This window comes from Klebsiella indica (assembly GCF_005860775.1).
Lineage (GTDB): Bacteria > Pseudomonadota > Gammaproteobacteria > Enterobacterales > Enterobacteriaceae > Klebsiella > Klebsiella indica.
Genome location: NZ_VCHQ01000007.1, coordinates 145,627 through 170,696, shown reverse-complemented (window position 1 = coordinate 170,696; position 25,070 = coordinate 145,627). Strand labels below are relative to the sequence as shown.

Genomic DNA, 25,070 nt, shown 5'->3' with positions numbered 1-25,070 from the left:
GTTATTTGGTCATACCAGGGCTGATGGAAAACGCGTTTCTATCCCTGTTCAAATGCAGGGTTATTTTACTCGGTTTATTGGCAGGCGGGCAAAAAAAAACACTGCCGGAGCAGTGTTTTTCTGCCGTTGGCCAAGGGATTAACCAACGTCAGAAGAGACTATGAGCGGTTCAACACGCGTCGCGCTGTGTTGTAGCGTTTTTTCCAGTACGGCTCATCCATGCTGGAAATCGTCACACCGCTACTGGTGGAGGCATGAACGAATTGATTATTGCCAATGTAGATGCCTACATGGCGACCGGTTGAGCCGGCGCGGAAGAGGACTAAATCACCTGTACGCAGCTGTGAACGGCTGATGGATTTCCCGGAAACCTGCTGCTCAGACGTTGAGCGCGGCAATTCCAGACCGAACTGCTCACGGAACGTTCGTTGCACAAAGGCAGAACAATCAATGCCTTTACGCGTGCTGCCGCCAAGCCGATAGCGAACCCCCTTCCAGCTGGCATATTGGTCCATCAGGCGGGACTTGACGTCCAGGTTGCGAACCATTGTTTCAAATTCATCCTGAGAGGCTTGCAGTGATGATAAATCGTCACTACCCACAGCAAGCGTCTCAGAATGCATATTTCTGGCGGTACTGTTTGAAGAACTACACGCAGAAAGCAGAACCGCAACTGCAATCGCGGGGGCGACCCGCAAGATATATCTCAAAATCGGCTGAGATTTGACCATGCTGTGTGTTATCCCTTGTTGTCCTTAACGACAAAGTCGTTATAAAAAAATGCCAAACGTGTTAGAGCCTAAATAGCTGCCTGCAATGAGACAATTCCTTAAACACAAAACTGTGGCCCGACGCACAAATTTATTTACCCGGCGAATTGCTGTTGCTGAGAAGACAAAACGAGATCGAGGTTACCCGATCGAACGGGGGATGGCGAGCGGTTTTGCGCATTTTCTTATAAGAATTTTTGTGACAAAAAGTAGCGCGGCGGGAAAGGCTAAAAGAGCGACAATGGCGAGTGAAAAATATGCAATTTATTCATTTTTATCATGATTAATGTGACTGGACGATGATGGCGAATGAGAACGCATTGGCCAATAAAAAAAGGGACCCAGAACGATCCCTTATGAATGATATTAATTCATTGTAATGGAGATTTTAATTTTTCGTCTTCCCACCGGGCAGATAACGATCAAATAAGTTAATCAGCTTATCGCTCAGCGAGGTCATCAATACCCACGGGGCGCCAATAAGCACGGCGGTTAATGAGCCGACGGCAATATCGGTAAACCAGTGAGCGCCAATCATCACACGCGGAAAAGCAAAAATCACAAATATGACCAGCGCAATGGCAAATGCGCGACGGCCAAAATAACGCCACATAAAGGCGACGAAAATCAGCAGCATCATACCGTGATCGCCCGGGAAACTATCTTTAGAGGCATCTTTGGTCGGAAATGCAATGACATCACTCACTTTCGTGATATCGGTGAACGAGAGGGAGGGGCTGGCGCGCTTGACCGGCATCAGATGCTGAGCCAGTTGATTGATGATAACGGCAGCAAGCAGCATCACCAGACCGATGATAATGATCCGGCGGCGTCCGGCGCTCTGTTCTTTTAACCAAAAGCTCAGCATCAGGCAGCCCATTGCCAGCAGCGAACAGGCGTCGAATGCGCGGTTGTTGATAATCGCCAGCGTCCAGGTATACGCGGCGCTGACGCCAACCTCGCGGTTAAAGAAATGGAAGATTGCCGAATCCAGAGGATTCCAGAAACCATGGTTAGCGGGAAGATACCATGAACAAAATAGCGCTATACCGGCCGCGTTCAGCAGCAGGATGAGGGGGAGTCGATTTTTAATCATAACTGTCGCGTATTGTATAAAACGATGGCAACCATAGCCGCCTTAACTTAAACGAAGCTTCAACAAAGAGGCCTGCAGCGCGTTCCAGTCCGTATCGGTATCCGTAATCAGCTCAATACGACTATCCGGCGGAGCGACGTTTTGTGTCTCAATATGCAGATCGTGCTGCTGTCGGTTAATGCGCACCAGTCCTTCAGCAATACGCATCACGCCTTTCACCCGCCCGACCGGGGCCAGTCGCGCCCATTCGAGCAGACCAACGGTGTCGAAGAGGGTTCCGGCATCGAAAATCCAGCCGCAGGAGTGATAGCCCTGGCCGCTATTGAGGCAACGGCGCCAGCGCTGATGTGCCGGGAGGCTAAGCGCCGCGAGACCTTTTTTCTGCCCGTGGTTGTGGATGTGCTCTGCGCTTTCAGGGAGTGGCGCGATATTGCGACGCGGTAAATCAAGCCACGTTGGGTCGATATCGCCCTGCGTTGCGCTGACATACTGGCGCTCTCCGGCACAGGCCTGCCACCACGTCGTAAACGCCCGCTGACTTTCGTCAGTCGAACGGTCGGCTTTATTACTGACAATGACATCAGCGGCAGCCAACTGATCGCGAAAGTTTTCGTTGGTCACGATTTTTTCATCCAGCAATTGACGCGGGTCCAGTACGCATAAGGTGGCACGCAGGTCAATCCACGGCGCGTATACTTCAGCGGTCAGAATATCGAGGAGCTGCCTGGGATGGGCAAGTCCGGTCGGCTCAATCAGAAGACGGTCCGGCGTGTTCTGACGTAACAGCGTATTGAGACCAACCTGCATTGGCAGACCGTTAACACAGCACATGCAGCCGCCGGGGATCTCTTTGAGTAAGGCGCCGCTCTCGGCCAGCAGCGCGCCATCAATGCCGACTTCGCCAAACTCGTTGACCAGCACAGCCCATTTTTCATCCGCGGGCTTGTGAGCCAGCAGATGCAGGATCAAGGTCGTCTTGCCGCTGCCGAGAAACCCCGTGATCAAGTTTGTTTTGGTCACTTTTTCTCCAGGATACATGTAATGTTGTAACAGTTAAGACTATCCTGACGAAAAAAAGGAAAAAAGAGAAGTCTTACGGCGGACAGAAAAGTAAGCTGCCCGCTAAAAGGCAGAAATTGTTAACAATCCAGTGTGGCGGCAATCGCCTGGCGGGCGCCTGATCTCGTAAGTTGCTGCCATGCGGCGGTGATTTGGGCAACAAGCTGTGGATTCTGCGGCAGGTCATGGCCAAAGATCTCGGTCAGCGAGAGCAGGGCGGCCACGCGCTGTTGGTCGTTACTGCCGGAAACGCAAGTGTGTAACTTATCGGCCAGCGGATCGCGGATATCAATCGCGTTTCCGGCATCGTCAGTACCGCTGACGTAGCGCATCCAGCCAGCGACGCCGAGCGCCAGTAGCGGCCAGGCGCTGCCACGGTCAAGATGGACGCGAATACCATCAAGCATACGCTGCGGAAGCTTCTGGCTGCCGTCCATGGCGATTTGCCAGGTACGATGCTTCAGCGCCGGGTTGCTGAAGCGCGCGATCAGGCTGTCAGCATAGGCCGTCAGATCGACGCCTTTGATAGATAAAGTCGGCGCCTGTTCATCAAGCATCAGGCGGTAGGCGGCGTTGCGGAAAACCGGGTCCTGCATGCAGTCGCTAATATGCGTATGCCCGGCCAGGTAACCGAGCCAGGCAAGGAACGAGTGACTGCCATTGAGCATCCGCAGCTTCATCTGTTCCCACGGCAGAACATTATCGGTCATCTGTACGCCAGCATTTTCCCATTCCGGACGACCGGCAACGAAGTTATCTTCGACGACCCATTGAATAAAAGGCTCGCAGCTGATCGCGCAGGGGTCTTCCACTCCCAGGATCGCGCTAATTTCCGCCAGCGACGCATCGGTGGCGGCAGGCACAATGCGGTCAACCATGGTAGCGGGAAAACTGACGCGTTCTGCAATCCACTGCGTGAGTTCCGGGTCGCGTTTTTCGGCCATTCCCAGAACGGCGTTCTTTACCACATGTCCATTATTCGGGATGTTGTCACAGGAGAGGATAGTAAACGGCGGCAGTCCCCGTTGGCGGCGACGGGACAACGCTTCGACCAGAATACCGGGTACCGATTGCGGCAGCGTGGGGTTTTGCAGATCATGAATAATACGGGGTTGCGTCATGTCCAGCAGACCGCTGGCGGGATCGATGCAGTAACCCTTCTCGGTGATGGTCAAAGAGACGATGGCAACCTGCGGTTCGCAAAATTTATCAATAATGGCAGCCAGTGAATCCAGCTTCGCGTTCAGGCATTCACGCACGGCACCGACAACGATCGGCTGATTGCCCGCGGCGCCTTTTTCCAGCACGGTAAACAGGTGATCCTGCTGGCGAAGCTGACTCATCAACCGATCGCCGCTGAACAGGCTAATTTCGCAAATCCCCCAGTCTCCACCGCTGGCATTAAGCACCCGATCGGTGAGTAGCGCCTGGTGCGCCCTATGAAAAGCGCCGAAACCGAAATGCACAATACGCGAGCATAATTGGCTACGGTCATAGCGTGGGAGCTGTACGTTGTTCGGCAGCGTGGTTGTGGCAATAGTCATCATTCTCAATACACCTGATTAACCGATAATTAACATCCGGCAGTGTAAAGTTATATGACAAGAAATGAAATTGGTGAGCCGTATTTATCCGCTTAATGTGAGCTTGATCAACCAATTCTGTCGTCTAAATTGATTATAGCTGAGAAGCATGTATGGTAGTCGTCATACGTGGTTAACACTATATTGGTATAACAACTTTTTAAGGGGAACGCGATGGAGCAAACCTGGCGTTGGTATGGGCCAAATGATCCGGTATCGCTTGATGATGTCCGACAGGCGGGAGCGACGGGGGTCGTGACGGCGTTACATCATATTGCTAACGGGCATGTCTGGCCGGTGGATGAGATCAAAAAGCGTCAGGCGCTGCTGGCGGAAAAAGGACTCACGTGGTCAGTGGTGGAGAGTATTCCGGTTCACGAAGAGATTAAAACCCATAGCGGGCAGTTTGCCGTCTGGATCGCCAACTATCAGCAAAGTATCCGCAATCTGGCGGCCTGCGGCATTGATACCGTTTGCTACAATTTTATGCCGATCCTCGACTGGACACGTACCGATCTTGAATATCAGTTGCCGGACGGTTCTAAAGCTTTGCGTTTTGACCAGATCGCTTTTGCCGCTTTCGAACTGCACATTCTCAAGCGTCCGGGCGCGGAGCGGGATTATAGCGAAGAAGAACGGCGGCAGGCGCAGGCCTGTTTCGCCGCGATGAGCGCAGCGGAAGTGGAAAAGCTGACCCGCAATATTATTGCTGGTCTTCCGGGGGCGGAAGAGGGTTATACCCTCGATCAATTCCGTGCGCGGCTGGCGGAATACGACAATATTGATAAAGCGCAGTTGCGGGAAAACATGGCGTACTTCCTGCGCGCGATTGTTCCGGTATGCGAAGACGTTGGCGTGCGTCTGGCGGTTCATCCGGACGATCCGCCGCGGCCGATTCTTGGTCTGCCGCGCATCGTCTCGGCCATTGAAGATATGCAATGGCTGAAAACGACGGTAGATAGCATTAATAATGGGTTTACTATGTGTACAGGTTCTTACGGCGTTCGCGCAGATAACGATCTGGTCAAAATGGTTGAAACCTTTGGCGATCGTATCCACTTCACCCATTTGCGTTCAACCTGTCGGGAAGCTAATCCGCTCACGTTTCATGAAGCCGCGCACCTGGACGGGGATGTGAATATGGTGGCGGTAGTGAATGCGATTCTGTGTGAAGAATTGCGCCGCAAGCGTGCGGGCGATTTGCGTCCGATTCCATTCCGTCCGGATCATGGTCATCAAATGCTGGACGATCTGCGGAAGAAAACCAATCCGGGCTATTCGGCGATTGGGCGTTTAAAGGGAATGGCGGAGGTTCGTGGCGTTGAGCTGGCGCTGAAGATGACGAAGTATCCTGAGCTGCTGTAGTGCCGGGTGTGGGTTAATGCGATCAGTTAAGGGGCGGTCAGCCGCGTTTATGGCAGGCTGAGCGGTTCCGTTAAATGGTGGTTTTAGCGAACATGGCGCATTTTTACTTCCCCCATGTGATTCAGTGGACTGTTCCGTTCACCGTCAGTACGAAGATATATGCCGTCCCTGCAGCCTGTGAACGGCATGGGGGCGTTTCGCTCGCCCCCATGACCCCCGGCATTGCGCTGAAAACCTGCCGCTGCGCGGTCCGCTCCACTCCGGCTTCATCTGGCGGACCGGGCGGGACTCGTGATTACTCGTCCCATCCCTGGGACTCGCCCTTCCAGGGCCAGCGCAAGCGCTGTTCAAAATTGCTCCCGGCAATTTTGTCCCTGTCTCGACCCGCCCTCTGGCCGCCGTCCTGGCGGCCAGTCCTGGATGTGCGCCTGCGTTCCCGCCAGGTTTCCCTGATGCGCCCAACCCCCTTGCGGTGAGCCAACAACCAATCTGTTACTCTCCCGGCGCTGTAGGTCATAAAAAACCGACGATACCGTCAGTCCTGTCACTCCATCAGGCCGTTCGCTAAAACCACCGAAAAAGCGATTACCGTTGAATAAAAAAGCAGAAGAGAACGTCGATGACTCGCTGAACCGATCAGCATTAGAGGGGATGTTATGGATGACCTTCAGCTTCCAGACAATTGCCGATTAACCGCATGTGGGGCGCGCAAAAACGCCCCGCATGCGTGTTTTACATTCTGCGTAAATCCACTGCAAAAGCCGCCGGGCTTAGTCCGCACGCCCCATATAACGGCTCTCTTCAATATGAATCCGAATACGCTCGCCTGCGCTCAGATATTCAGGCACCTGAACCACCAGACCGGTGCTCAGGGTCGCCGGTTTGTTACGGGCACTTGCGGATGCGCCTTTAATACCCGGCGCCGTGTCAACGATTTCCAGATCAACCGTCTGCGGCAGCTCCAGCGCCAACAACTGGCCGTCCCAGGTCAGAACCTGTATATCCGGCATGCCGCCTTCCGGCATATACAGCAGTTCTTCTTCGATTTGCTCTTTGGTGAAGGTATAGGGAGTGTAATCTTCTTTATCCATGAATACGTATTCGTTGCCGTCGATATAGGAGAAGTCAACGGAGCGGCGAGTCAGGGTGACCGTATCGACAATATCATCGCCTTTAAAGCGCTCTTCGACTTTCAGGCCGGTGCGGACATCCGAGAAACGCATTTTGTACAGCGTCGCTGCGCCACGGGCGCTCGGTGACTGAATATCAATATTTTTAACAATCAGCAGTTTGCCGTTGTAATTCAGCACCATACCTTTTTTAATTTCATTCGCTCTTGGCATTGCGGTAATCCTGTCACATAAAGGGTCGAAAATATCGCGTAAAACTACTCGCGCCGGGCCTTTCAGGCAAGCGGAATTCGTCTGTTTTGCTATCTTCAGGGAAAACGTTTAGGCTGGGTCGCCAAAAACGTTAGCGGAAGAGTCGATTATGGAATGCCGCCCTGGCTGTGGGGCGTGTTGTATCGCGCCTTCTATCTCCAGCCCCATCCCCGGTATGCCGCAGGGCAAGCCGGCGAATACCCGCTGTATACAGCTATCGGAGAACAACCGGTGTAATATTTTTGGCTCGCCGTTAAGGCCTAAAGTTTGTGCCAGCCTGCGGCCAGAAGTGGAAATGTGCGCCACGACGCGCGATGAAGCGATGAGCTGGCTTCTTCATCTCGAACAACTCACTTCAACGTGATGCCATGCGCCGCAGCGTTCCGCTATCGCGCCTTATACATCTTTAATACGCCACAGGCAGACCTGCGTGATGATGCCCAGCGCCAGGGCGATCCAGAATACGGTATGGTAGCTCCAGATTTCCGCCACCACGCCCGCCAGCGAACCGGCGATAATCCAGCCGACGCGAGTGGTGTTCGTATAGAGGGTCGTTGCCGCGCCGGCCTGCCCGGGCATCAGATCCTGGAAATAGAGCATGCCAATCCCGGCCAGAATCCCGATAAATATCGCGTTGAGCATCTGCAAGGCCAGCAGTAGCCCAGGGGTATGCGCGGTGAGCATTCCGCTATAAAACAGCACCCCCGCCACAGCCGATACGCGCATCAGGAAACGTTTGCCAAAGCGTCTGGCATAGTAACCCGCAATCAGCATGACAGGAATTTCCAGTCCGGCAGCGGTTCCCATCATCAAACCAGCCAGTTTTTCCGGCAAATGCAGCTCATCAATAATGAACAGCGGCATATTAATGATGTACAGGCTGTTATTTCCCCACATCAACGTACAGATAACAAACAGTAATAGCGCATCGCGACGGTTAGTTCGCGGCGCTTCCAGGTGACCGGTGGCGACCTTCGGCTCTTTGCGCATGCTGGGGAGGAAGCACCAGACTATCGCGCCGCAGATCACGAAGGCGATTGCCGCGCTGAGATACATCACCGTAAAGCCGAAACCCATCGCCAGCGCGTAGGCCAGCGGCGGGCCGATCACCCACGCGAGCGATACCTGAGCGCGTAAAATCGAACTGAACATGACCGCTTCCCGGCCGGTTTTATCCGCGTGTTCACGGGCGAGGGCGAACATCTGTGGGTTCGCGGTCGAACCGAAGCTACTGAGGAATACGCCGACAAACAGCAGAATAAAGTAGTTACGGTTCCAGGCAAATAACAGGCAGGCCAGCACGCCTAACAGGCAACAGAAAACAATAAGCTGTTTACGATCGCCTTTGCGATCCGAACGTCCGGCGAGAAACTGGCTTACCAGAATACCGATTACCGCGCTGCCGGTAAAAAAGAAGCCGACCATGGCTGGCCTGACATGGACTTCATTGGTCAGAAACAGGCTCAGAGTAGGTGTTTGCAACGCCCCGGCGATGCCCGTCAGGAAGGCAACGAGCAGGAAGGCGGAAGAGGTCAAATCAAACCCGTGTCTGGGGAGGGCGGCGCTACTGTGTTGCATATCGGTTTTCGTTGGTTTCAGGTGTCGCGGAGTTTACGCCGTCAGTCAGAAAATGAATAGTGGCAAGGCACGAATAAATTAAAAAGACGTTTCAAAATTCAAGCTTCAGCAAAAAGCTGAAATATGACCGTCTCGCCACCTGCGCGTCAGCAAAAATGTGCTGTACCTCTAACTTCTGTTATCCGCCAGCTAACTTTCCTTGCGTGGTGATGACGAAAGGTACAAAATTCTTGAAACGTTTCAGCGTCATTCTCGGTTTATTCCGCCTGCAGGTGACGCCTTTTTTCCCAAATAAGCTGAAACGATTCAATTCGGCAAGAGAGGAGAACCATGTTCCAGTTATCTGTGAAGGATATTCATCCCGGCCAGCAGGCCGGCAATAAAGAAGAGGCTATCCGTCAGGTTGCTTCCGCGCTGATCAGCGCGGGCAATGTGGCTGAAGGCTACGTCAACGGCATGCTGGCTCGCGAGCAGCAAACGTCCACTTTCCTGGGTAACGGTATTGCGATTCCGCACGGTACCACCGATACCCGCGATCAGGTGCTGAAAACCGGCGTTCAGGTTTATCAGTTCCCGCAGGGCGTGAGCTGGGGCGAAGGGCAGATCGCTTATGTCGCCATCGGTATTGCCGCCAGCTCGGATGAACATCTGGGCCTGCTGCGTCAGCTGACCCATGTGCTGAGCGACGACTCAATTGCTGAACAGCTTAAGGCCGCCACCACGGCTGAAGAGCTGCGCGCCCTGCTGATGGGGGAAAAGCAAAGCGACGTGCTGAAGCTGGATAACGATACCCTCGTTCTGGATGTTGTCGCCAACGATTTGCTGACCCTGCAGGCGCTGAATGCCGCGCGTCTGAAAGAGAGCGGTGCGGTGGATGCTGCCTTTGTTAGCCGCACGATTAACGAGAAGCCGCTGAACCTCGGCCAGGGCGTCTGGCTGAACGACTGTAGCGAAGGCAACCTGCGTAGCGCCATTGCCGTCAGCCGCGCTGCGAACGCGTTTACCTGCGATGAAGAGCCGGTTTCCCTGTTGATCACCGTGGCAATGGCCGATGAGCAGCCGACCGCAGTGCTTAATCGTCTGAGCAATTTGCTGCTCGACAAAAAAGCTGACCGTTTGCTGAAGGCTGATGCCGCCACGTTGCTGGCGTTGCTGACCAGCGACGACGCGGTTGCTGAAGATGTTCTTAGCGCTGAATACGTCATTCGCAATGAGCATGGATTGCATGCGCGTCCGGGCACCATGCTGGTGAATACCATTAAACAATTCTCCAGCGACATTACCGTTACCAACCTTGATGGTTCGGGTAAACCGGCAAATGGCCGCAGCCTGATGAAAGTTGTGGCGCTGGGGGTGAAGAAAGGTCACCGCTTACGCTTTACCGCGCAGGGTGATGATGCGCAACAGGCGCTGGATGCGATTGGTGAGGCTATCGCCGCAGGTCTTGGAGAGGGCGCATAACATGAGCAGACGTGTCGCAACGATTACCTTAAACCCGGCCTATGATCTGGTGGGGTTTACCCCGGATATTGAGCGTGGTGAGGTCAACCTTGTTCGTACCACGGGTTTACATGCAGCCGGGAAGGGTATCAACGTTGCAAAAGTGCTGAAAGATCTCGGTATTGATGTCACCGTTGGCGGTTTTCTCGGCAAAGACAATCAGGATGGTTTTCAGCAACTGTTCAGTGAACTGGGGATCGCTAACCGTTTTCAGGTTGTTCAGGGGCGTACTCGTATTAACGTCAAACTGACGGAAAAAGACGGCGAAGTGACCGACTTCAACTTCTCCGGCTTTGAAGTGACTCCTGGCGACTGGGAGCGTTTTGTTAACGATTCCCTGAGCTGGCTGGGTCAGTTCGATATGGTGTGTGTAAGCGGCAGCTTACCGTCTGGCGTGAGCCCGGAGGCCTTTACTGACTGGATGACGCGTCTGCGTAGCCAGTGTCCGTGCATTATTTTTGACAGTAGCCGTGAAGCGCTGGTTGCCGGTCTGAAAGCGGCGCCATGGCTGGTGAAACCTAACCGCCGCGAACTGGAAATCTGGGCGGGCCGTAAGTTACCCGAAATGAAAGATGTGATTGACGCCGCTCATGCTCTGCGTGAGCAGGGGATTGCTCACGTGGTTATCTCCCTTGGCGAAGAAGGCGCGCTGTGGGTTAACGCATCCGGGGAGTGGATAGCCAGACCGCCTTCAGTTGATGTGGTTAGCACCGTTGGCGCAGGTGATTCGATGGTTGGCGGCCTGATATACGGTCTGCTGATGCGCGAATCCAGCGAACATACGTTGCGTCTGGCAACGGCCGTTGCCGCACTGGCGGTGAGTCAGAGTAATGTTGGTATTACCGATCGTACCCAGTTGGCCGCGATGATGGCGCGCGTCGACTTACAACCCTTTAATTAACAGCAGGAGAGGCATAATGAAAACGCTGCTGATTATTGATGCCGGGCTTGGACAGGCTCGCGCCTATATGGCGAAGACTCTGTTAAGCCGTGCGGCGCAAAAAGCGCAACTTGAACTGATTGATAACCCACATGACGCTGAACTGGCAATCGTGCTGGGCACGGCGCTGCCAGCTGATAGCGCGTTGAACGGTAAGACGGTTTATCTTGGGGATATCAATCGTGCTGTTGCACACCCGGAACTGTTCCTGAGTGAAGCCAAAAACCATGCGACGCCTTACACCGCGCCGACCGCGGCGGTTTTACCCGCAGCGTCCAACGGTCCAAAACGTATTGTGGCGGTAACGGCCTGTCCGACCGGTGTGGCGCATACCTTTATGGCGGCTGAAGCTATTGAAACCGAAGCCAAAAAACGTGGCTGGTGGGTGAAAGTAGAAACTCGCGGCTCCGTGGGAGCGGGTAATGCGATCACCCCGGAAGAGGTTGAACAGGCGGATCTGGTGGTGGTTGCTGCCGATATTGAAGTGGACCTGGCGAAATTTGCCGGTAAGCCGATGTATCGCACCAGTACCGGGCTGGCGCTGAAGAAAACCGCCCAGGAACTGGATAAAGCGGTTGCTGAAGCGAAACCGTATCAGCCCTCGGGTAAATCTCAGGCCGCAGCGGAAGATAAAAAAGAGTCTGCTGGCGCTTATCGTCATCTGCTGACCGGCGTGTCATACATGCTGCCGATGGTGGTGGCGGGCGGCCTGTGCATTGCGCTCTCTTTCGCTTTTGGTATTAAAGCTTTTGAAGTAAAAGATACCCTGGCCGCAGCGCTAATGGACATCGGCGGTGGTTCTGCTTTCAAACTGATGGTGCCGGTGCTGGCGGGCTTTATCGCCTTCTCCATTGCTGACCGTCCGGGTCTGACCCCGGGGCTTATTGGCGGTATGCTGGCAGTCAGCGGCGGCTCTGGTTTTATCGGCGGCATTATTGCCGGTTTCCTGGCGGGTTATGTCGCGAAAGCGATCAGTTCGAAACTGAAATTGCCGCAGAGTATGGAGGCGCTGAAACCAATCCTGATCATTCCGCTGGTTTCCAGCCTGATCGTTGGTCTGGCGATGATTTACCTGATCGGCAAACCGGTTGCCGGGATCCTCGACGCGCTGACCCACTGGCTGCAAACGATGGGAACGGCAAACGCGGTTCTGCTCGGGGCGATCCTCGGCGGTATGATGTGTACCGATATGGGCGGGCCGGTGAATAAAGCCGCCTATGCGTTCGGTGTGGGCCTGCTGAGCACCCAAACCTATGGGCCGATGGCGGCAATTATGGCTGCCGGTATGGTTCCTCCGCTGGCGCTGGGGCTGGCGACGCTGGTTGCGCGTAAAAAGTTCGACAAAGCGCAGCGGGAAGGTGGCAAAGCCGCGCTGGTTCTCGGTCTGTGTTTTATCACCGAAGGCGCTATTCCGTTCGCTGCGCGTGATCCGATGCGCGTCCTGCCTTGCTGTATTGTTGGCGGCGCGGTGACCGGCGCTATTTCCATGGCGATTGGCGCGCAACTGATGGCGCCGCATGGCGGTCTGTTTGTCCTGCTGATCCCTGGCGCGATTACGCCGGTGCTCGGCTACCTGATGGCGATTATTGTCGGTACGCTGGTCGCAGGTCTCTCCTACGCGGTGCTGAAACGTCCTGACGTTCAGGCGGTAGACCAGGCCGCCTGATTAGCCTTGCAATTCGTCTTTGAGGGCAGAGTTTTCTCTGCCCTTTTTTTATTGGTGCACCGGGCATGACGCGCAGCGTCCTGAACGGCGCTGGGAAGGCTGATTCAGGTGAGAAAACTGGCGCAATTGGGCATAGGGGAGTTCCGGGCCTGCAAATCGACATGGAGCGGACGTGGAGTGCAGAGGCATCTCATATGAATCAGGCGTTGCCGGAAAGGCGATGGGATAAAGCGGAACTGATATCAGTCGCAGATACGATACAATGGCTCAAGCGTATAGCCGGAACCGCCGTATACGGAACCGTACGTACGGTGGTGTGCGAGGACGGCAGATTAAAATCTGCCTCCTGCTCGATCGGACAAAGTATCAACTTGGCACTTCTTCCGTCTGTTGCGCTCGCAGCCAGGCGATCTCTTCCGCCCAGATATCAGGATTAATCGTTTCCAGAATCAGCGGGATACCGTTGAAACGATCGTCCTGCATGATCCAACGGAAGGCATCGTGACCAATATTGCCTTCACCCAGACTGTGGTGACGGTCAACGCGGCTACCGAAAGCGCTTTTCGCATCGTTCAGGTGCATACCGCGCAGATACTGAAAACCGACAATGCGATCGAAATCCGCGAAGGTTTTTTCACACGCTTCGGCGCCGCGCAGATCGTAACCGGCGGCGAAAGCGTGGCAGGTATCAATACATACGCCGACGCGGGATTTATCTTCCACACCGTCGATAATGGCCGCCAGATGCTCAAACTTAAAGCCCAGATTACTGCCCTGGCCTGCGGTATTTTCAATTACCGCCGTCACGCCTTCGGTTTTTGCCAGCGCGATATTGATTGATTCGGCAATACGCGCCAGGCACTGCTCTTCCGGTATCTGCTGCAGGTGGCTGCCCGGATGGAAATTAAGCAGCGTCAGGCCAAGCTGCTGGCAGCGGGTGAGTTCATCAATGAAAGCATCGCGGGATTTTTCCAGCGCCTCCGCAACCGGATGACCGAGGTTTATCAGGTAGCTATCGTGCGGCAGAATTTGCCCCGGTCCGAAATGATACTTTTCGCAGGCGGCTTTAAATTCCGTAATCGTGTTGTCGTTCAGGGGCGCGGCGCGCCATTGACGCTGATTTTTGGTGAAGAGGGCAAATGCGTTAGCGCCGATTTCGTCTGCGCGAATGACGGCATTGGCCACTCCGCCGGAGGCGCTGACGTGCGCTCCAATATATTTCATAAAAAACTCCCGTTAAGCCGCTGGTTAGAGGGTAATGATAACGGCTTAGCCGGAGAGTTACATCATCAGAAATATCACCTGACTTGCGAGGGGCTGTCAGCCTAACAGGCGATGAATGACGAGGTTAATCGTCCCGCCACCGATAATCAGCCATGCGAAGAGCATTAGCGCCATCAGTAGCGGTTTGGCGCCGGCTTTTTTCAGCGCGCTGACGTGGGTCGTCAGGCCCAGCGCGGCCATTGCCATTGCCAGCAGCACGGTATCCAGGGTGATCAGCATATTGACAACGGCTTGCGGCAGCAGGTGGAAGGAGTTAAACACCGCAACCAGAATGAACAGGATCGCAAACCACGGAATGGTAATTTTGCTTTTCTCACCGCTGCCCGCCGGTGTTAATTGCTTAACGCGAGCGGCAAGAAGCAGCAGGAACGGGGCCAGCATCATCACGCGCAGCATTTTGGTAATCACCGCTGCGTTTTCCGCATCCGGGCTGACGGCGTGGCCTGCGGCAACGACCTGAGCGACTTCATGCATCGTCGATCCCATATAGATGCCGTAGGTTTCCGGCGTAAACCAGGGCGCCAGCAAAGGGTAGATTGCCGGATACAGAAAGATGGCGAGGGTGCCGAAAATGACCACCGTGGCGACGGCGACCGTAACTTTGCTGGCTTCCGCTTTGACGACCGGCTCGGTGGCCAGCACCGCCGCCGCGCCGCAGATACTGCTCCCGGCGCCAATCAGCCAACTGGTGTGTTTATCCAGATTGAAAACCTGTTGTCCAACAAAGCAGGCAATAAAAAAGGTGCTGGATAGGGTCAGAACGTCAATTGTAATCCCGCTTATCCCGACATCGGCAATCTGGGCGAACGTCAGGCGAAAGCCGTATAAAATGATGCCGAGGCGCAGCAGATGCTGTTTGGCAACGATCACGCCACCGTCGCAAAACGACCAGATCTTGGGGTAAACCGTGTTTCCGATGATCATGCCGAACAAAATCGCCAGCGTTAGCGTGCTGAATCCTGCGCCAGCGATCGCCGGAAAGTGACCCGTCCACAGTGCGACTCCGGTAACGATGGCGGTTAGCGCCAGACCAGGTGTAAAGCGTCGTAATGGACTATGTTTAGTCGGTAAAGTGAGTGCTGTCATAACCTTCTCCTTTGTACGGGAAGAGCATACGACTCGCTGGTTTAAATATAAAATTGATTATATATTTATAATCAATCGTAATAAGTGGTATAGGGTCGATCATGACAGGATGTAACACGGCGGCTAGCAAGGGGTAGAGGCGTCGGCAATGAATGCGATGAGTCGAAAGCGACTCACCGGCGAGAGACAAGCGAGTCTTTCAGGCTGTACCCGGCAACGGAGATCACGATGTGGCTGGAATCGCAAGGCAGTTGGAATAATGACGTGTATATCCGGCTCGCTGAGTGGGATGGGTTCTGCTCTTCATCTCCCAGGGATAGCGGATAGACACGCCGTATATAAAGGCAGGAAGATTTATGCATATTACGCTACGGCAGTTGGAAGTGTTTGCCGAAGTTTTAAAGAGTGGTTCTACGACGCAGGCATCACAAATGCTCGCGCTATCGCAATCGGCAGTCAGCGCGGCGTTGACCGATCTGGAAGGGCAGCTTGGCGTACAGTTATTTGACCGTGTTGGTAAAAGGCTGGTGGTGAACGAACACGGCAGGCTGCTTTATCCACGGGCGCTGGCGCTGCTGGAGCGCGCGCTGGAGATAGAGCAGTTGTTTTGCGGCGATAATGGCGCGATTCGCGTCTATGCCAGCAGCACCATCGGTAACTATATTCTGCCGGAAATTATCGCGCGCTATCGACGCGATTTCCCGGATTTACCGCTGGAACTCAGCGTGGGGAACAGTCAGGATGTGATTAACGCGGTGGCCGATCTGCGCGTGGATATCGGGCTTATTGAGGGCCCTTGCCATGCCGCGGATATTATTGCTGAACCCTGGTTGCAAGATGAGTTGGTGGTCTTTGCGGCCCCGGATTCGCCGTTACTGGAAGGGGCGGTGACGTTGCAACGACTGGCTGAAGCGCCGTGGATTTTACGTGAACACGGCTCCGGGACACGGGAAATTGTCGACTATTTATTATTGTCGCATTTGCCGGCATTTCACCTTGGGATGGAACTGGGCAACTCTGAGGCCATCAAGCACGCCGTGCGTCATGGTTTAGGGATTAGCTGTCTTTCACGGCGGGTGGTTGCTGAACAGCTTGAAGTAGGCTCACTGGTGGAGTTAAGCATCCCGTTGCCACAATTAACCCGCACTCTGTGGCGTATTCACCACCGGCAGAAGCATATTTCCAAAGCCTTACAGCGCTTTTTGCAATACTGCGCAGGGTAGGCTGTCGATCAAGCTGAATGCTGATATTTCTGCGATTTACTACTTTACTAATAATTCATGCGCGATCATGAAGCTCTCTTATAACTCCGCATTTGTATCGGATGGACCCCCGACACTCTGCTACAATCTCGCCTCGTTTTTTGGATGGATAGAATTTTCACATGGTTTCGGATACTAAAACCACAGAAGTGCCCGGTCTACGTCGTGAACTGAAGGCACGCCACTTGACCATGATCGCGATTGGCGGTTCCATCGGCACAGGTCTTTTTGTTGCTTCCGGCGCAACGATTTCGCAGGCCGGCCCCGGTGGCGCGCTACTCTCTTATATTCTCATCGGTCTGATGGTCTATTTTCTGATGACCAGCCTTGGCGAACTGGCGGCATTTATGCCGGTTTCTGGCTCATTTGCCACTTACGGGCAAAATTATGTCGAGGAAGGCTTTGGCTTCGCGCTGGGCTGGAACTACTGGTACAACTGGGCGGTGACGATCGCCGTTGACCTCGTTGCCGCGCAACTGGTGATGGGCTACTGGTTTCCGGATACGCCCGGCTGGATCTGGAGCGCACTGTTCCTTGGCGTGATGTTCCTGTTGAACTGGATCTCGGTAAAAGGTTTTGGCGAAGCGGAATATTGGTTCTCGCTGATTAAGGTCGCCACCGTTATTATCTTTATTATTGTCGGCGTGATGATGATCGTCGGTATCTTTAAAGGCGCCCAGCCTGCTGGCTGGAGCAACTGGACCATCAACGATGCGCCGTTTGCGGGCGGTTTGCCGGCGATGATTGGCGTGGCGATGATTGTCGGCTTTTCATTCCAGGGAACTGAGCTTATCGGTATTGCGGCGGGCGAGTCGGAAAATCCGGAAAAGAACATTCCGCGCGCTGTGCGGCAGGTATTCTGGCGTATTCTGCTGTTCTATGTGTTTGCGATTCTGATTATCAGCCTGATCATTCCGTATACCGATCCGAGCCTGCTGCGTAATGACGTAAAAGACATTTCCGTCAGCCCGTTCACGTTGGTATTCCAGCATGCGGGGCTGCTGTCGGCTGCGGCGATCATGAACGCGGTTATTCTGACGGCGGTATTGTCAGCCGGTAACTCCGGGATGTATGCGTCGACGCGCATGCTTTACACCCTGGCCTGTGATGGCAAAGCGCCGCGCATTTTCGCTAAGTTGTCCAGAGGCGGCGTACCACGTAATGCGCTGTACGCCACAACCGTGATTGCAGCGCTCTGCTTTCTTAGCTCAATGTTTGGTAATCAGACCGTTTATCTGTGGCTGCTCAATACGTCCGGGATGACCGGCTTTATCGCCTGGCTGGGTATTGCGATTAGTCACTATCGTTTCCGTCGCGGCTATGTGCTGCAAGGGAACGATCTGAATAATCTGCCGTATCGTTCAGGGTTCTTCCCGCTGGGGCCGATCTTCGCCTTCGTGCTGTGCCTGATTATTACCCTCGGGCAGAACTACGAAGCGTTTCTGAAAGACACTATCGACTGGGGTGGCGTCGCGGCGACCTATATCGGTATTCCGCTGTTCCTGGTTATCTGGTTTGGTTACAAACTGGCGAAAGGTTCCCGCTTTGTGCGCTATAGCGAAATGACGTTCCCGGAGCGTTTTAAAGACTAAGGTGAGCTCAAGCCCTCCGGCTGGAGGGCTTGAGGCTGATGAGCAACCTGTATTAGACATTGTGCCCGGATTTCCGTCAGGTGGCGGTTAACGCACTTTGTCAGCAACCTGAGCCACCCGCATAGCAGGTGGTTTATTGACACCGTTACCTATCAGAAGTTATACGTTATGCCGACGGTGTAGCGTCGACCGTCCAGTACCATATCGTAGGTATCATCGTCGATCTGCTTATCAAGAACGTTGTAAACGCCAGCGGTTAGCAGCACGTCCAGCGGAAGGTTGTAGCGTAAGCCGATATCCACCTGAGTATAAGACGGCTTGCTTTTCGCCATGGAAGTACGGCTCAGGTACTCGGAAGTTTTACCGCGGAAGTTCAGGCGGCTCCATAAGCCAAAATCCGCTGTCGCCTGCCAGTCTACGGTTGTATTAAACATATTCTTGGGCATTTTATTCAATGGCTTACCGGAAAACTTACCGCTTTTCTGCTCTGATTTTGTATAGGTATAGTTTGCAGTCCAGTTCAGATCGCGGGTTATCTTCCAGCCAAAGGTCGACTCGACGCCACGGATAATCGCTTTGTCCACATTAACGCGATCGCTGACGAAATCGTATTCATGATTGCCGATTTTGCAGGCGGGATCGCTACTGCTGTTACAGCGGCGGACTTCGGTGATTTTATCTTTAAAATCAGTATTGTATACCGTTATGCTGGCGTTCAGGTTATCCGCGTTATCCCACATCAGCGCAATTTCTTCGCTCAGGCTTTTTTCGGGTTTCAGATCCGGGTTACCAACAATAATGCCGTCCAGGTAACGCCCGCCGGTACCTTGCCCCCAACCGGCGGAGGACTGACGAAGATCCGGTGCGCGATAGCCTGCGGAAATACCGCCTTTCAGCGTCCACTGTTCTGTCAGATGCCATACGCCGTATCCACGCGGCGTCCAGTTACTACCGTAATTTTCATCTTTATCCAGATGCAGGCCGCCAGTCAGCGTGAAGCTGTCGGTGATAGCCCACTCATCTTCAGCAAACAGCGCCCAGCTCCAGCGTGTCAGCTTACTTAAACGGTCAGCGGCTTCGAACTTGTTACCTTTATCACTGAGCTTCTCGTAGCGATACTGTCCTCCGAGGGTGAGGGTGTGATCGCCGAGGAAAATCTGGTTCTGAGTGTTGAAGATGGTGTTGTAGGATTTCATGTGGCGACCGGCATTATTGCTTTCTTCACGCTGGATGTAGCTGGTGGAATTGATGTCGTCGTAATAGCCGTTATGCGTAAGTGTGTAGTTGGTGTGCTGGTAATGCGAGTTATCTTTACCGCGTCCGGCGGATCTTGACTTACCCGGGGTGCTATTACGGTCCTGCAATTCGCGGGAGTAATCCAGATCGAAGTCATTTTTTTCATCGGGCGTAAAATTCAGAGTAATGCCGCCGTTGCGCATTTTCTGTTCGCTGTAACCATACTCAATTTTATCTTCTGCGCGGCGGGAGAATAAGCCAGTCACTTTGGCCCCGAGCACCCCATCAATCAGAGGGCCAGAGGCATAAACGTTAGTCTGGTATAAATCACCGGAGTCGCGGTCTTCCTGGAAGGTGGCGTCCGCGTGCAGCGAGCCGCTCCACGCTTTGGTATTCGAGATTTTTTTGGTGATGACATTAATCACGCCGCCCATTGCGTCGGAGCCGTACAGCGAGGACATTGGCCCGCGAATGACTTCAATCCGTTCAATGGATTCCAGCGGTGGTAGCCAGCCCTGTTCGATCCCTGAGTTATCGCTGTTCGGGCGCGTGGTACGGCTACTGATACGCTTACCGTTGACAAGAAATAATGTGTACTGGGAAGACATGCCGCGAATGCTGATGTCACTGCTACTGCCGCCGCCTGTGATGACCACGCCGGGTACATCCTTAAGCGCATCGGTTACGTCGCGGTAGGCTTTATCTTCAATTTGCTGTTTGGTGATAACAGAAATAGATGCAGGCGCATTCTGGATTTTTTGTTCAAAGCCTGTGGCCGTAACGACCATCGTATTATCAGCAGCATGAACAAATTGCGAAGAGATTGCCGCGCATATGGCCACGGCAAGTAATTTAACGTGAGGTCTGGTCATTGATTCATTCCATTTTAAGTGAGAAAAGTTCCATCAGGTAATGCGTAAACCTTGTTTTTTGTCTTGTGTCTCCACCCTGTTTCAGGCGACAGGCTGTGCTGGCTGCACAAATTCACTGCGGCGCGTTATTGCTGACGAATCTGTCGCTCACGTGCCGCGTTGCTCTGCTTATGTGGAGCCAGAGCCAGCATTTTTATCCTGCAACCTGGGTTGAGTAGGGGATAAAAACAGCCATTAATGAAAACAAATGGGAGAATTGTAAAAAATGATATCTATTTTTAAATGTTAATGATAATCAAAATCACTTAGCAAATTCCTAATTTGCAGCGTGAGACCTTTCATGCATTTCGATCGCAGGGATTAAAGCGGGTGAGTATCAGTAAGCAGGCGGCGGGCAGAGCCGCAGGCAAAACGCCTGGCGGCTACATCATATTCGGGAAGGCGCGGGGGATGTCAATTCAACAGATACTGCGCATGAAAGCGCAAATGATCTTCAATAAAGGAAGCAATAAAATAGTAGCTGTGGTCATAACCCGACTGAATACGCAGGGTCAGCGGCCAGCTTTTCTGCCGCGCGATTTCAGCGAGAACCGCCGGTTGCAGCTGTTCGGCAAGGAATGGATCGCTATCGCCCTGGTCGATCAGGGTCGGTATCGCATCCTCCGCCCGGCTGGCTTGCATTAAGGCGCAGCTATCCCAGGCGCGCCAGGTTGTTTCATCCGCACCCAGATAAGCGGTAAATGCTTTTTTACCCCAGGGAATCTGGCCCGGGTTAACGATAGGGGCGAAAGCCGATACGCTGACGAAACGGCCCGGGTTCTTCAGCGCCATAATCAGCGCGCCGTGGCCGCCCATGGAATGTCCACTGATGGCGCAGCGCTCGCTGACGTTAAATTCGCTGGCAATCAGCTGCGGCAGCTCGTTGCAAAGGTAATCGTACATGCGAAAATGCGCGGACCAGGGCGCCTGAGTCGCGTTGAGATAAAAGCCAGCGCCTTTACCCAGATCGTAAGCGCTGTCATCGGCAACGTGTTCGCCGCGTGGGCTGGTGTCCGGCATCACCAGCGCAATACCCAGCTCAGCGGCAACCCGCTGCGCCCCCGATTTGGTGGTAAAATTTTCATCGTTGCAGGTGAGCCCGGACAGCCAGTAGAGAACCGGTGGCGGCGTGTCGGTGGCAGAGGGCGGTAAAAAGAGGCTGAATGTCATTGCACAGTTCAGCGTCGTGGAGTCGTGCCGCCAGCGTTGCTGCCGACCTTCATAACAGCGGTGCTCTTCGAGCAGTTCCATGCAAGGCTCCTTATGGGTTGTGCGCGTAATTCTTCATAATACAGATTTTCATTCACCCGTGAGCAACTTTCACTTTCTCCTTTTCGGAACGTATTGCATCATTAATGCAACGTTTAACCAACATACTGCTGTTGCCATCGCGTCAGGAATTGCGTTATGTCCCCGTGATGAGCTTGATTTCGGCAATCTGTGTAAGGCATTTCCGGACGTATCGTCATTTGCGGGACTGGGGACATGGAACGAGAGGTAAGGCCAATTTCAACAATTATCGCGGCGGCCACTGGATTCTGTGCGTCACCTCACGCACAATGATACAAACTTTGCCCTCAGAAGAGCAAAGCGCGCCACACCTGCAGGAGATTATAAATGTCATCACTGAGTAAAGAAGCCATACTCGTTCATGAAGCGCTTGTCGCTCGTGGGCTGGAGACGCCGTTGCGTCCGCCAGTGCAAGAAATTGATAATGAAACTCGCAAGCGTCTGATTGCCGGACACATGACCGAGATTATGCAGCTGTTAAACCTTGATTTAAGTGATGACAGCCTGATGGAGACGCCGCATCGTATCGCAAAAATGTATGTCGATGAGATTTTCTCCGGCCTGGATTACGCCCGCTTCCCCAAAATCACCGTCATCGAAAATAAGATGCAGGTTGATGAAATGGTGACCGTGCGTGATATCACCCTCACCAGCACCTGCGAACACCATTTTGTGACGATTGATGGTAAAGCGACCGTCGCCTATATTCCGAAAGATTCGGTGATTGGCCTGTCGAAAATCAACCGTATCGTGCAGTTCTTCTCCCAGCGTCCACAGGTGCAGGAGCGCCTGACCCAGCAGATCCTCACCGCGCTGCAAACGCTGCTGGGCACTAATAACGTCGCGGTTTCGATTGACGCGGTGCACTATTGCGTGAAGGCGCGCGGCATTCGCGATGCGACCAGCGCCACGACCACGACATCGCTGGGCGGTCTGTTTAAATCCAGTCAGAATACTCGCCAGGAGTTCCTGCGCGCCGTACGCCATCATAACTAAAAATGGGGCAGGGTAGATGGAGAGAAATGTCACGCTGGACTTTGTCCGCGGCGTCGCCATCCTTGGTATCCTGCTGCTGAATATCGTTGCCTTCGGTTTACCGAAGGCCGCTTATCTCAATCCGGCATGGTCCGGGCGGGTTTCTGATAGTGATGCCTGGACCTGGGCGATCCTCGATCTGCTGGCGCAGGTCAAATTCCTCACGCTGTTCGCGCTGTTATTCGGTGCCGGGCTTCAGCTTCTGCTGCCGCGCGGCAAGCGCTGGATCCAGTCGCGTCTGACGCTGCTGGCGCTGCTTGGTTTTATTCATGGTCTGTTGTTCTGGGATGGCGATATCCTGCTCGCCTACGCGCTGGTCGGGCTGGTGAGCTGGCGGATGGTGCGCGAGGCCCATGATGCCAAATCGCTGTTTAATACCGGTGTGGTGCTGTACCTCATTGGTGTGGCGGTGCTGGTACTGCTGGGCTTGATTTCCGGCAACACGCCAAATCGTTCCTGGGTACCGGATGCGGCGAATGTGCAATATGAGCAGTTCTGGAAGCTGAATGGCGGCTTTGAGGCGGTGCGCAATCGTGCGGATATGCTGTCGGATAGCCTGCTGGCGCTGGGCGCGCAGTACGGTTGGCAACTGGCGGGGATGATGTTGATGGGGGCCGCGCTGATGCGCAGCGGTTGGCTCAAAGGGCAGTTCAGCCTGCGTCATTACCGCTGCGCTGGCGCACTGTTGATTATTGTCGGAATGGCGATTAATTTGCCGTCGATTTTTACCCAGTGGCATCTCGGCTGGGATTATCGCTGGTGTGCATTCCTGCTCCAGGCGCCGCGCGAGATAAGTGCGCCGCTGCAAACGATTGGCTACGCGGCGCTGGCATGGGGCTTCTGGCCGCAGTTGTGTAAATTGCGCCTGGCGGCGGCAATTGCCTGCGTTGGCCGCATGGCGTTGAGCAACTATCTGTTGCAAACCCTGATTTGTACGACGCTGTTTTACCGTTTCGATCTCTTTATGAAGTTTGACCGCTTATCGTTATTGGCCTTTGTACCGCCAATATGGACGGTTAATCTCCTCTTCTCGTGGCTTTGGCTACGTCATTTTCGTCAGGGGCCTGTTGAATGGCTATGGCGTCAGTTAACATGTCGTGCCTCAGGGACATCATTAAAAGATACATCACGATAACGATCTGGATCACAATCGTTAATAAAATAGATGTAACCGTTTCCATCCCTGTGACTTCACTCACGCAGCGCGCCGCACGTCGCTGCCAGAATAGCCACCTTACTGAACACAGGAGGTGAGTATGAGGTACTGCAATTCTCTGAAGGCCGGTGAGCATGATCACCATTCGTGATGTTGCCCGCCAGGCGGGGGTGTCCGTCGCGACCGTTTCACGTGTGCTGAATAACAGCGCGCTGGTAAGCCCGCTAACGCGAGAGGCGGTAATGAAGGCGGTAGCCCAGTTGGGCTATCGACCCAATGCCAACGCTCAGGCGCTGGCCACGCAGGTCAGCGATACTATCGGCGTGGTGGTGATGGATGTATCGGACGCTTTTTTTGGCGCGCTGGTTAAAGCCGTTGATACCGTTGCTCAGCAGCATCACAAATATGTGCTGATCGGCAACAGCTACCATGAAGCGGAAAAAGAGCGCAATGCTATTGAAGTGCTGATTCGCCAGCGTTGTTCAGCGTTGATTGTTCACTCAAAAGCGCTAAGCGACGCGGAGCTGGGTGATTTTATGGAGCATATGCCGGGAATGGTGCTGATTAACCGCATCGTACCGGGATACGCTCATCGCTGCATTGGGCTGGATAACGTCAGCGGTGCGCTGATGGCCACCCGCATGCTGCTGAATCATGGCCACCAGCGCATTGCCTATCTCTCCTCCAGCCACGGTATTGAAGATGATGATTTCCGTCGGGAGGGGTGGAGCAGGGCGTTGCAGGAACAGGGCATTGTTGCTTCTGACAGCTGGGTCGCTTCGGGATCGCCGGATATGCAGGGCGGAGAAGCGGCGATGGTTGAGCTGTTGGGGCGTAATCTCGGCCTGACCGCCGTCTTTGCCTATAACGACAGCATGGCCGCAGGGGCGTTGACCGCCTTGAAAGACAACGGTATTGCCGTGCCGCAGCATCTGTCGCTGATTGGTTTTGATGATATTCCCATTTCCCGTTACACCGATCCGCAACTGACGACGGTGCGCTATCCGATTATGTCGATGGCGAAACTGGCGACTGAACTGGCGCTACAGGGCGCCGCCGGAAAACAGGAGCATGATGCCAGCCACTGCTTTATGCCGACGCTGGTGCGCCGTCATTCTGTGAGCCAAAGGCAAATTGTGGCGCCGATCACTAACTCATGACTTCTCTGATGTAACCGCTTTCAATCTGTGAGTAATTTCACAGTTTATTAACATTAAGATAACTATTATTGCTGCGTTTACGTGTGCCAACATGCGGTGATTACTCACTTTTACCTCAG

20 protein-coding genes are annotated in these 25,070 nt (G+C 53.8%); 10 read left to right on the top strand and 10 right to left on the bottom strand.

Annotated elements, in window-relative coordinates; all coding sequences use genetic code 11:
• Window positions 1-158 precede the first annotated feature (158 nt).
• From mepS to FE839_RS06375, 4 genes are all read right to left on the bottom strand, one after another.
• Window positions 159-731: a bifunctional murein DD-endopeptidase/murein LD-carboxypeptidase gene (gene mepS, locus FE839_RS06390; RefSeq protein WP_138360008.1), complete on the bottom strand. Its 573-nt coding sequence runs from the start codon at window positions 729-731 to the stop codon at window positions 159-161.
• 427 nt (window positions 732-1,158) lie between these two features.
• A complete protein-coding gene (locus FE839_RS06385) occupies window positions 1,159-1,866 on the bottom strand; it encodes a phosphatase PAP2 family protein (protein ID WP_138360007.1) in 708 nt (235 codons plus the stop codon).
• A 42-nt stretch (window positions 1,867-1,908) separates the two neighbouring features.
• Window positions 1,909-2,886 (bottom strand): CobW family GTP-binding protein, encoded by a 978-nt coding sequence (locus tag FE839_RS06380; RefSeq protein ID WP_138360006.1) that lies wholly within the window; start codon window positions 2,884-2,886, stop codon window positions 1,909-1,911.
• 119 nt (window positions 2,887-3,005) lie between these two features.
• Window positions 3,006-4,472 (bottom strand): mannitol dehydrogenase family protein, encoded by a 1,467-nt coding sequence (locus tag FE839_RS06375; protein ID WP_138360005.1) that lies wholly within the window; start codon window positions 4,470-4,472, stop codon window positions 3,006-3,008.
• Window positions 4,473-4,682: 210 nt separating this feature from the next.
• Between FE839_RS06375 and uxuA the strand changes: the two genes are divergently transcribed.
• Window positions 4,683-5,873, top strand: a complete 1,191-nt coding sequence (gene uxuA / locus FE839_RS06370) for a mannonate dehydratase (RefSeq protein WP_138360004.1) — start codon at window positions 4,683-4,685, stop codon at window positions 5,871-5,873.
• A gap of 770 nt (window positions 5,874-6,643) precedes the next feature.
• On the opposite strand, the gene yeiP is transcribed toward uxuA, so the two are convergent.
• Entirely contained in the window at window positions 6,644-7,216 is a 573-nt protein-coding gene (yeiP, locus tag FE839_RS06365) for an elongation factor P-like protein YeiP (protein WP_138360003.1), read from the bottom strand.
• A 148-nt stretch (window positions 7,217-7,364) separates the two neighbouring features.
• On the opposite strand from yeiP, the gene FE839_RS06360 reads away from it, so the two are divergent.
• Entirely contained in the window at window positions 7,365-7,619 is a 255-nt protein-coding gene (locus tag FE839_RS06360) for a YkgJ family cysteine cluster protein (protein ID WP_138360002.1), read from the top strand.
• Between the two features lie 32 nt (window positions 7,620-7,651).
• On the opposite strand, the gene setB is transcribed toward FE839_RS06360, so the two are convergent.
• Window positions 7,652-8,833 (bottom strand): sugar efflux transporter SetB, encoded by a 1,182-nt coding sequence (gene setB, locus FE839_RS06355; protein WP_138360001.1) that lies wholly within the window; start codon window positions 8,831-8,833, stop codon window positions 7,652-7,654.
• Between the two features lie 330 nt (window positions 8,834-9,163).
• Here setB and fruB point away from each other — a divergent pair, with 330 nt between their 5' ends.
• Genes fruB through fruA form a run of 3 tightly spaced genes read left to right on the top strand, consistent with a single transcriptional unit; the run spans window position 9,164 to window position 12,939 of the window.
• A complete protein-coding gene (fruB, locus tag FE839_RS06350; protein WP_138360000.1) occupies window positions 9,164-10,294 on the top strand; it encodes a fused PTS fructose transporter subunit IIA/HPr protein in 1,131 nt (376 codons plus the stop codon).
• A 1-nt stretch (window position 10,295) separates the two neighbouring features.
• Window positions 10,296-11,234 carry a 1-phosphofructokinase gene (gene fruK, locus FE839_RS06345; protein ID WP_138359999.1) on the top strand — a complete coding sequence of 313 codons (939 nt, stop codon included), beginning with the start codon at window positions 10,296-10,298 and terminating at the stop codon, window positions 11,232-11,234.
• A gap of 16 nt (window positions 11,235-11,250) precedes the next feature.
• Complete coding sequence (gene fruA, locus FE839_RS06340; protein ID WP_138359998.1) at window positions 11,251-12,939, top strand: PTS fructose transporter subunit IIBC; 1,689 nt, start codon at window positions 11,251-11,253, stop codon at window positions 12,937-12,939.
• Window positions 12,940-13,305: 366 nt separating this feature from the next.
• Here the strand turns inward: fruA and nfo are convergent, their stop codons facing one another.
• Window positions 13,306-14,163, bottom strand: a complete 858-nt coding sequence (nfo, locus tag FE839_RS06335; protein WP_138359997.1) for a deoxyribonuclease IV — start codon at window positions 14,161-14,163, stop codon at window positions 13,306-13,308.
• A gap of 96 nt (window positions 14,164-14,259) precedes the next feature.
• On the bottom strand, window positions 14,260-15,309 hold the full coding sequence (locus FE839_RS06330; RefSeq protein WP_138359996.1) for a YeiH family protein: 1,050 nt from the start codon (window positions 15,307-15,309) through the stop codon (window positions 14,260-14,262).
• Between the two features lie 356 nt (window positions 15,310-15,665).
• Here FE839_RS06330 and yieE point away from each other — a divergent pair, with 356 nt between their 5' ends.
• Complete coding sequence (gene yieE / locus FE839_RS06325; RefSeq protein ID WP_138359995.1) at window positions 15,666-16,532, top strand: DNA-binding transcriptional regulator YeiE; 867 nt, start codon at window positions 15,666-15,668, stop codon at window positions 16,530-16,532.
• 161 nt (window positions 16,533-16,693) lie between these two features.
• Window positions 16,694-18,163, top strand: coding sequence for an amino acid permease (locus FE839_RS06320; RefSeq protein ID WP_138359994.1), 1,470 nt, complete (start codon window positions 16,694-16,696; stop codon window positions 18,161-18,163).
• A gap of 152 nt (window positions 18,164-18,315) precedes the next feature.
• On the opposite strand, the gene FE839_RS06315 is transcribed toward FE839_RS06320, so the two are convergent.
• Complete coding sequence (locus FE839_RS06315) at window positions 18,316-20,271, bottom strand: ligand-gated channel protein (protein WP_138359993.1); 1,956 nt, start codon at window positions 20,269-20,271, stop codon at window positions 18,316-18,318.
• A 453-nt stretch (window positions 20,272-20,724) separates the two neighbouring features.
• Entirely contained in the window at window positions 20,725-21,561 is an 837-nt protein-coding gene (gene fghA, locus FE839_RS06310; RefSeq protein ID WP_138359992.1) for an S-formylglutathione hydrolase, read from the bottom strand.
• A 366-nt stretch (window positions 21,562-21,927) separates the two neighbouring features.
• Between fghA and folE the strand changes: the two genes are divergently transcribed.
• The 3 genes from folE (at window position 21,928) to galS (ending at window position 24,951) form a co-directional block, all read left to right on the top strand.
• The gene (folE, locus tag FE839_RS06305; protein WP_138359991.1) at window positions 21,928-22,596 is read left to right on the top strand and encodes a GTP cyclohydrolase I FolE; all 669 of its coding nucleotides are present in this window, start codon (window positions 21,928-21,930) and stop codon (window positions 22,594-22,596) included.
• A 16-nt stretch (window positions 22,597-22,612) separates the two neighbouring features.
• Window positions 22,613-23,770, top strand: a complete 1,158-nt coding sequence (gene yeiB, locus FE839_RS06300; protein ID WP_138359990.1) for a DUF418 domain-containing protein YeiB — start codon at window positions 22,613-22,615, stop codon at window positions 23,768-23,770.
• Between the two features lie 155 nt (window positions 23,771-23,925).
• Window positions 23,926-24,951: an HTH-type transcriptional regulator GalS gene (gene galS / locus FE839_RS06295; RefSeq protein ID WP_138359989.1), complete on the top strand. Its 1,026-nt coding sequence runs from the start codon at window positions 23,926-23,928 to the stop codon at window positions 24,949-24,951.
• The last annotated feature ends 119 nt before the right edge of the window (window positions 24,952-25,070 follow it).

What these genes read in the sequence shown, in the direction of transcription:
- mepS (WP_138360008.1), bottom strand. Translation starts at nt 731, where the DNA reads ATGGTCAAATCTCAGCCGATTTTGAGATATATCTTGCGGGTCGCCCCC.
- FE839_RS06385 (WP_138360007.1), bottom strand. Translation starts at nt 1,866, where the DNA reads ATGATTAAAAATCGACTCCCCCTCATCCTGCTGCTGAACGCGGCCGGT.
- FE839_RS06375 (WP_138360005.1), bottom strand. Translation starts at nt 4,472, where the DNA reads ATGATGACTATTGCCACAACCACGCTGCCGAACAACGTACAGCTCCCA.
- uxuA (WP_138360004.1), top strand. Translation starts at nt 4,683, where the DNA reads ATGGAGCAAACCTGGCGTTGGTATGGGCCAAATGATCCGGTATCGCTT.
- yeiP (WP_138360003.1), bottom strand. Translation starts at nt 7,216, where the DNA reads ATGCCAAGAGCGAATGAAATTAAAAAAGGTATGGTGCTGAATTACAAC.
- FE839_RS06360 (WP_138360002.1), top strand. Translation starts at nt 7,365, where the DNA reads ATGGAATGCCGCCCTGGCTGTGGGGCGTGTTGTATCGCGCCTTCTATC.
- setB (WP_138360001.1), bottom strand. Translation starts at nt 8,833, where the DNA reads ATGCAACACAGTAGCGCCGCCCTCCCCAGACACGGGTTTGATTTGACC.
- fruB (WP_138360000.1), top strand. Translation starts at nt 9,164, where the DNA reads ATGTTCCAGTTATCTGTGAAGGATATTCATCCCGGCCAGCAGGCCGGC.
- fruK (WP_138359999.1), top strand. Translation starts at nt 10,296, where the DNA reads ATGAGCAGACGTGTCGCAACGATTACCTTAAACCCGGCCTATGATCTG.
- fruA (WP_138359998.1), top strand. Translation starts at nt 11,251, where the DNA reads ATGAAAACGCTGCTGATTATTGATGCCGGGCTTGGACAGGCTCGCGCC.
- nfo (WP_138359997.1), bottom strand. Translation starts at nt 14,163, where the DNA reads ATGAAATATATTGGAGCGCACGTCAGCGCCTCCGGCGGAGTGGCCAAT.
- FE839_RS06330 (WP_138359996.1), bottom strand. Translation starts at nt 15,309, where the DNA reads ATGACAGCACTCACTTTACCGACTAAACATAGTCCATTACGACGCTTT.
- yieE (WP_138359995.1), top strand. Translation starts at nt 15,666, where the DNA reads ATGCATATTACGCTACGGCAGTTGGAAGTGTTTGCCGAAGTTTTAAAG.
- FE839_RS06320 (WP_138359994.1), top strand. Translation starts at nt 16,694, where the DNA reads ATGGTTTCGGATACTAAAACCACAGAAGTGCCCGGTCTACGTCGTGAA.
- FE839_RS06315 (WP_138359993.1), bottom strand. Translation starts at nt 20,271, where the DNA reads ATGACCAGACCTCACGTTAAATTACTTGCCGTGGCCATATGCGCGGCA.
- fghA (WP_138359992.1), bottom strand. Translation starts at nt 21,561, where the DNA reads ATGGAACTGCTCGAAGAGCACCGCTGTTATGAAGGTCGGCAGCAACGC.
- folE (WP_138359991.1), top strand. Translation starts at nt 21,928, where the DNA reads ATGTCATCACTGAGTAAAGAAGCCATACTCGTTCATGAAGCGCTTGTC.
- yeiB (WP_138359990.1), top strand. Translation starts at nt 22,613, where the DNA reads ATGGAGAGAAATGTCACGCTGGACTTTGTCCGCGGCGTCGCCATCCTT.
- galS (WP_138359989.1), top strand. Translation starts at nt 23,926, where the DNA reads ATGATCACCATTCGTGATGTTGCCCGCCAGGCGGGGGTGTCCGTCGCG.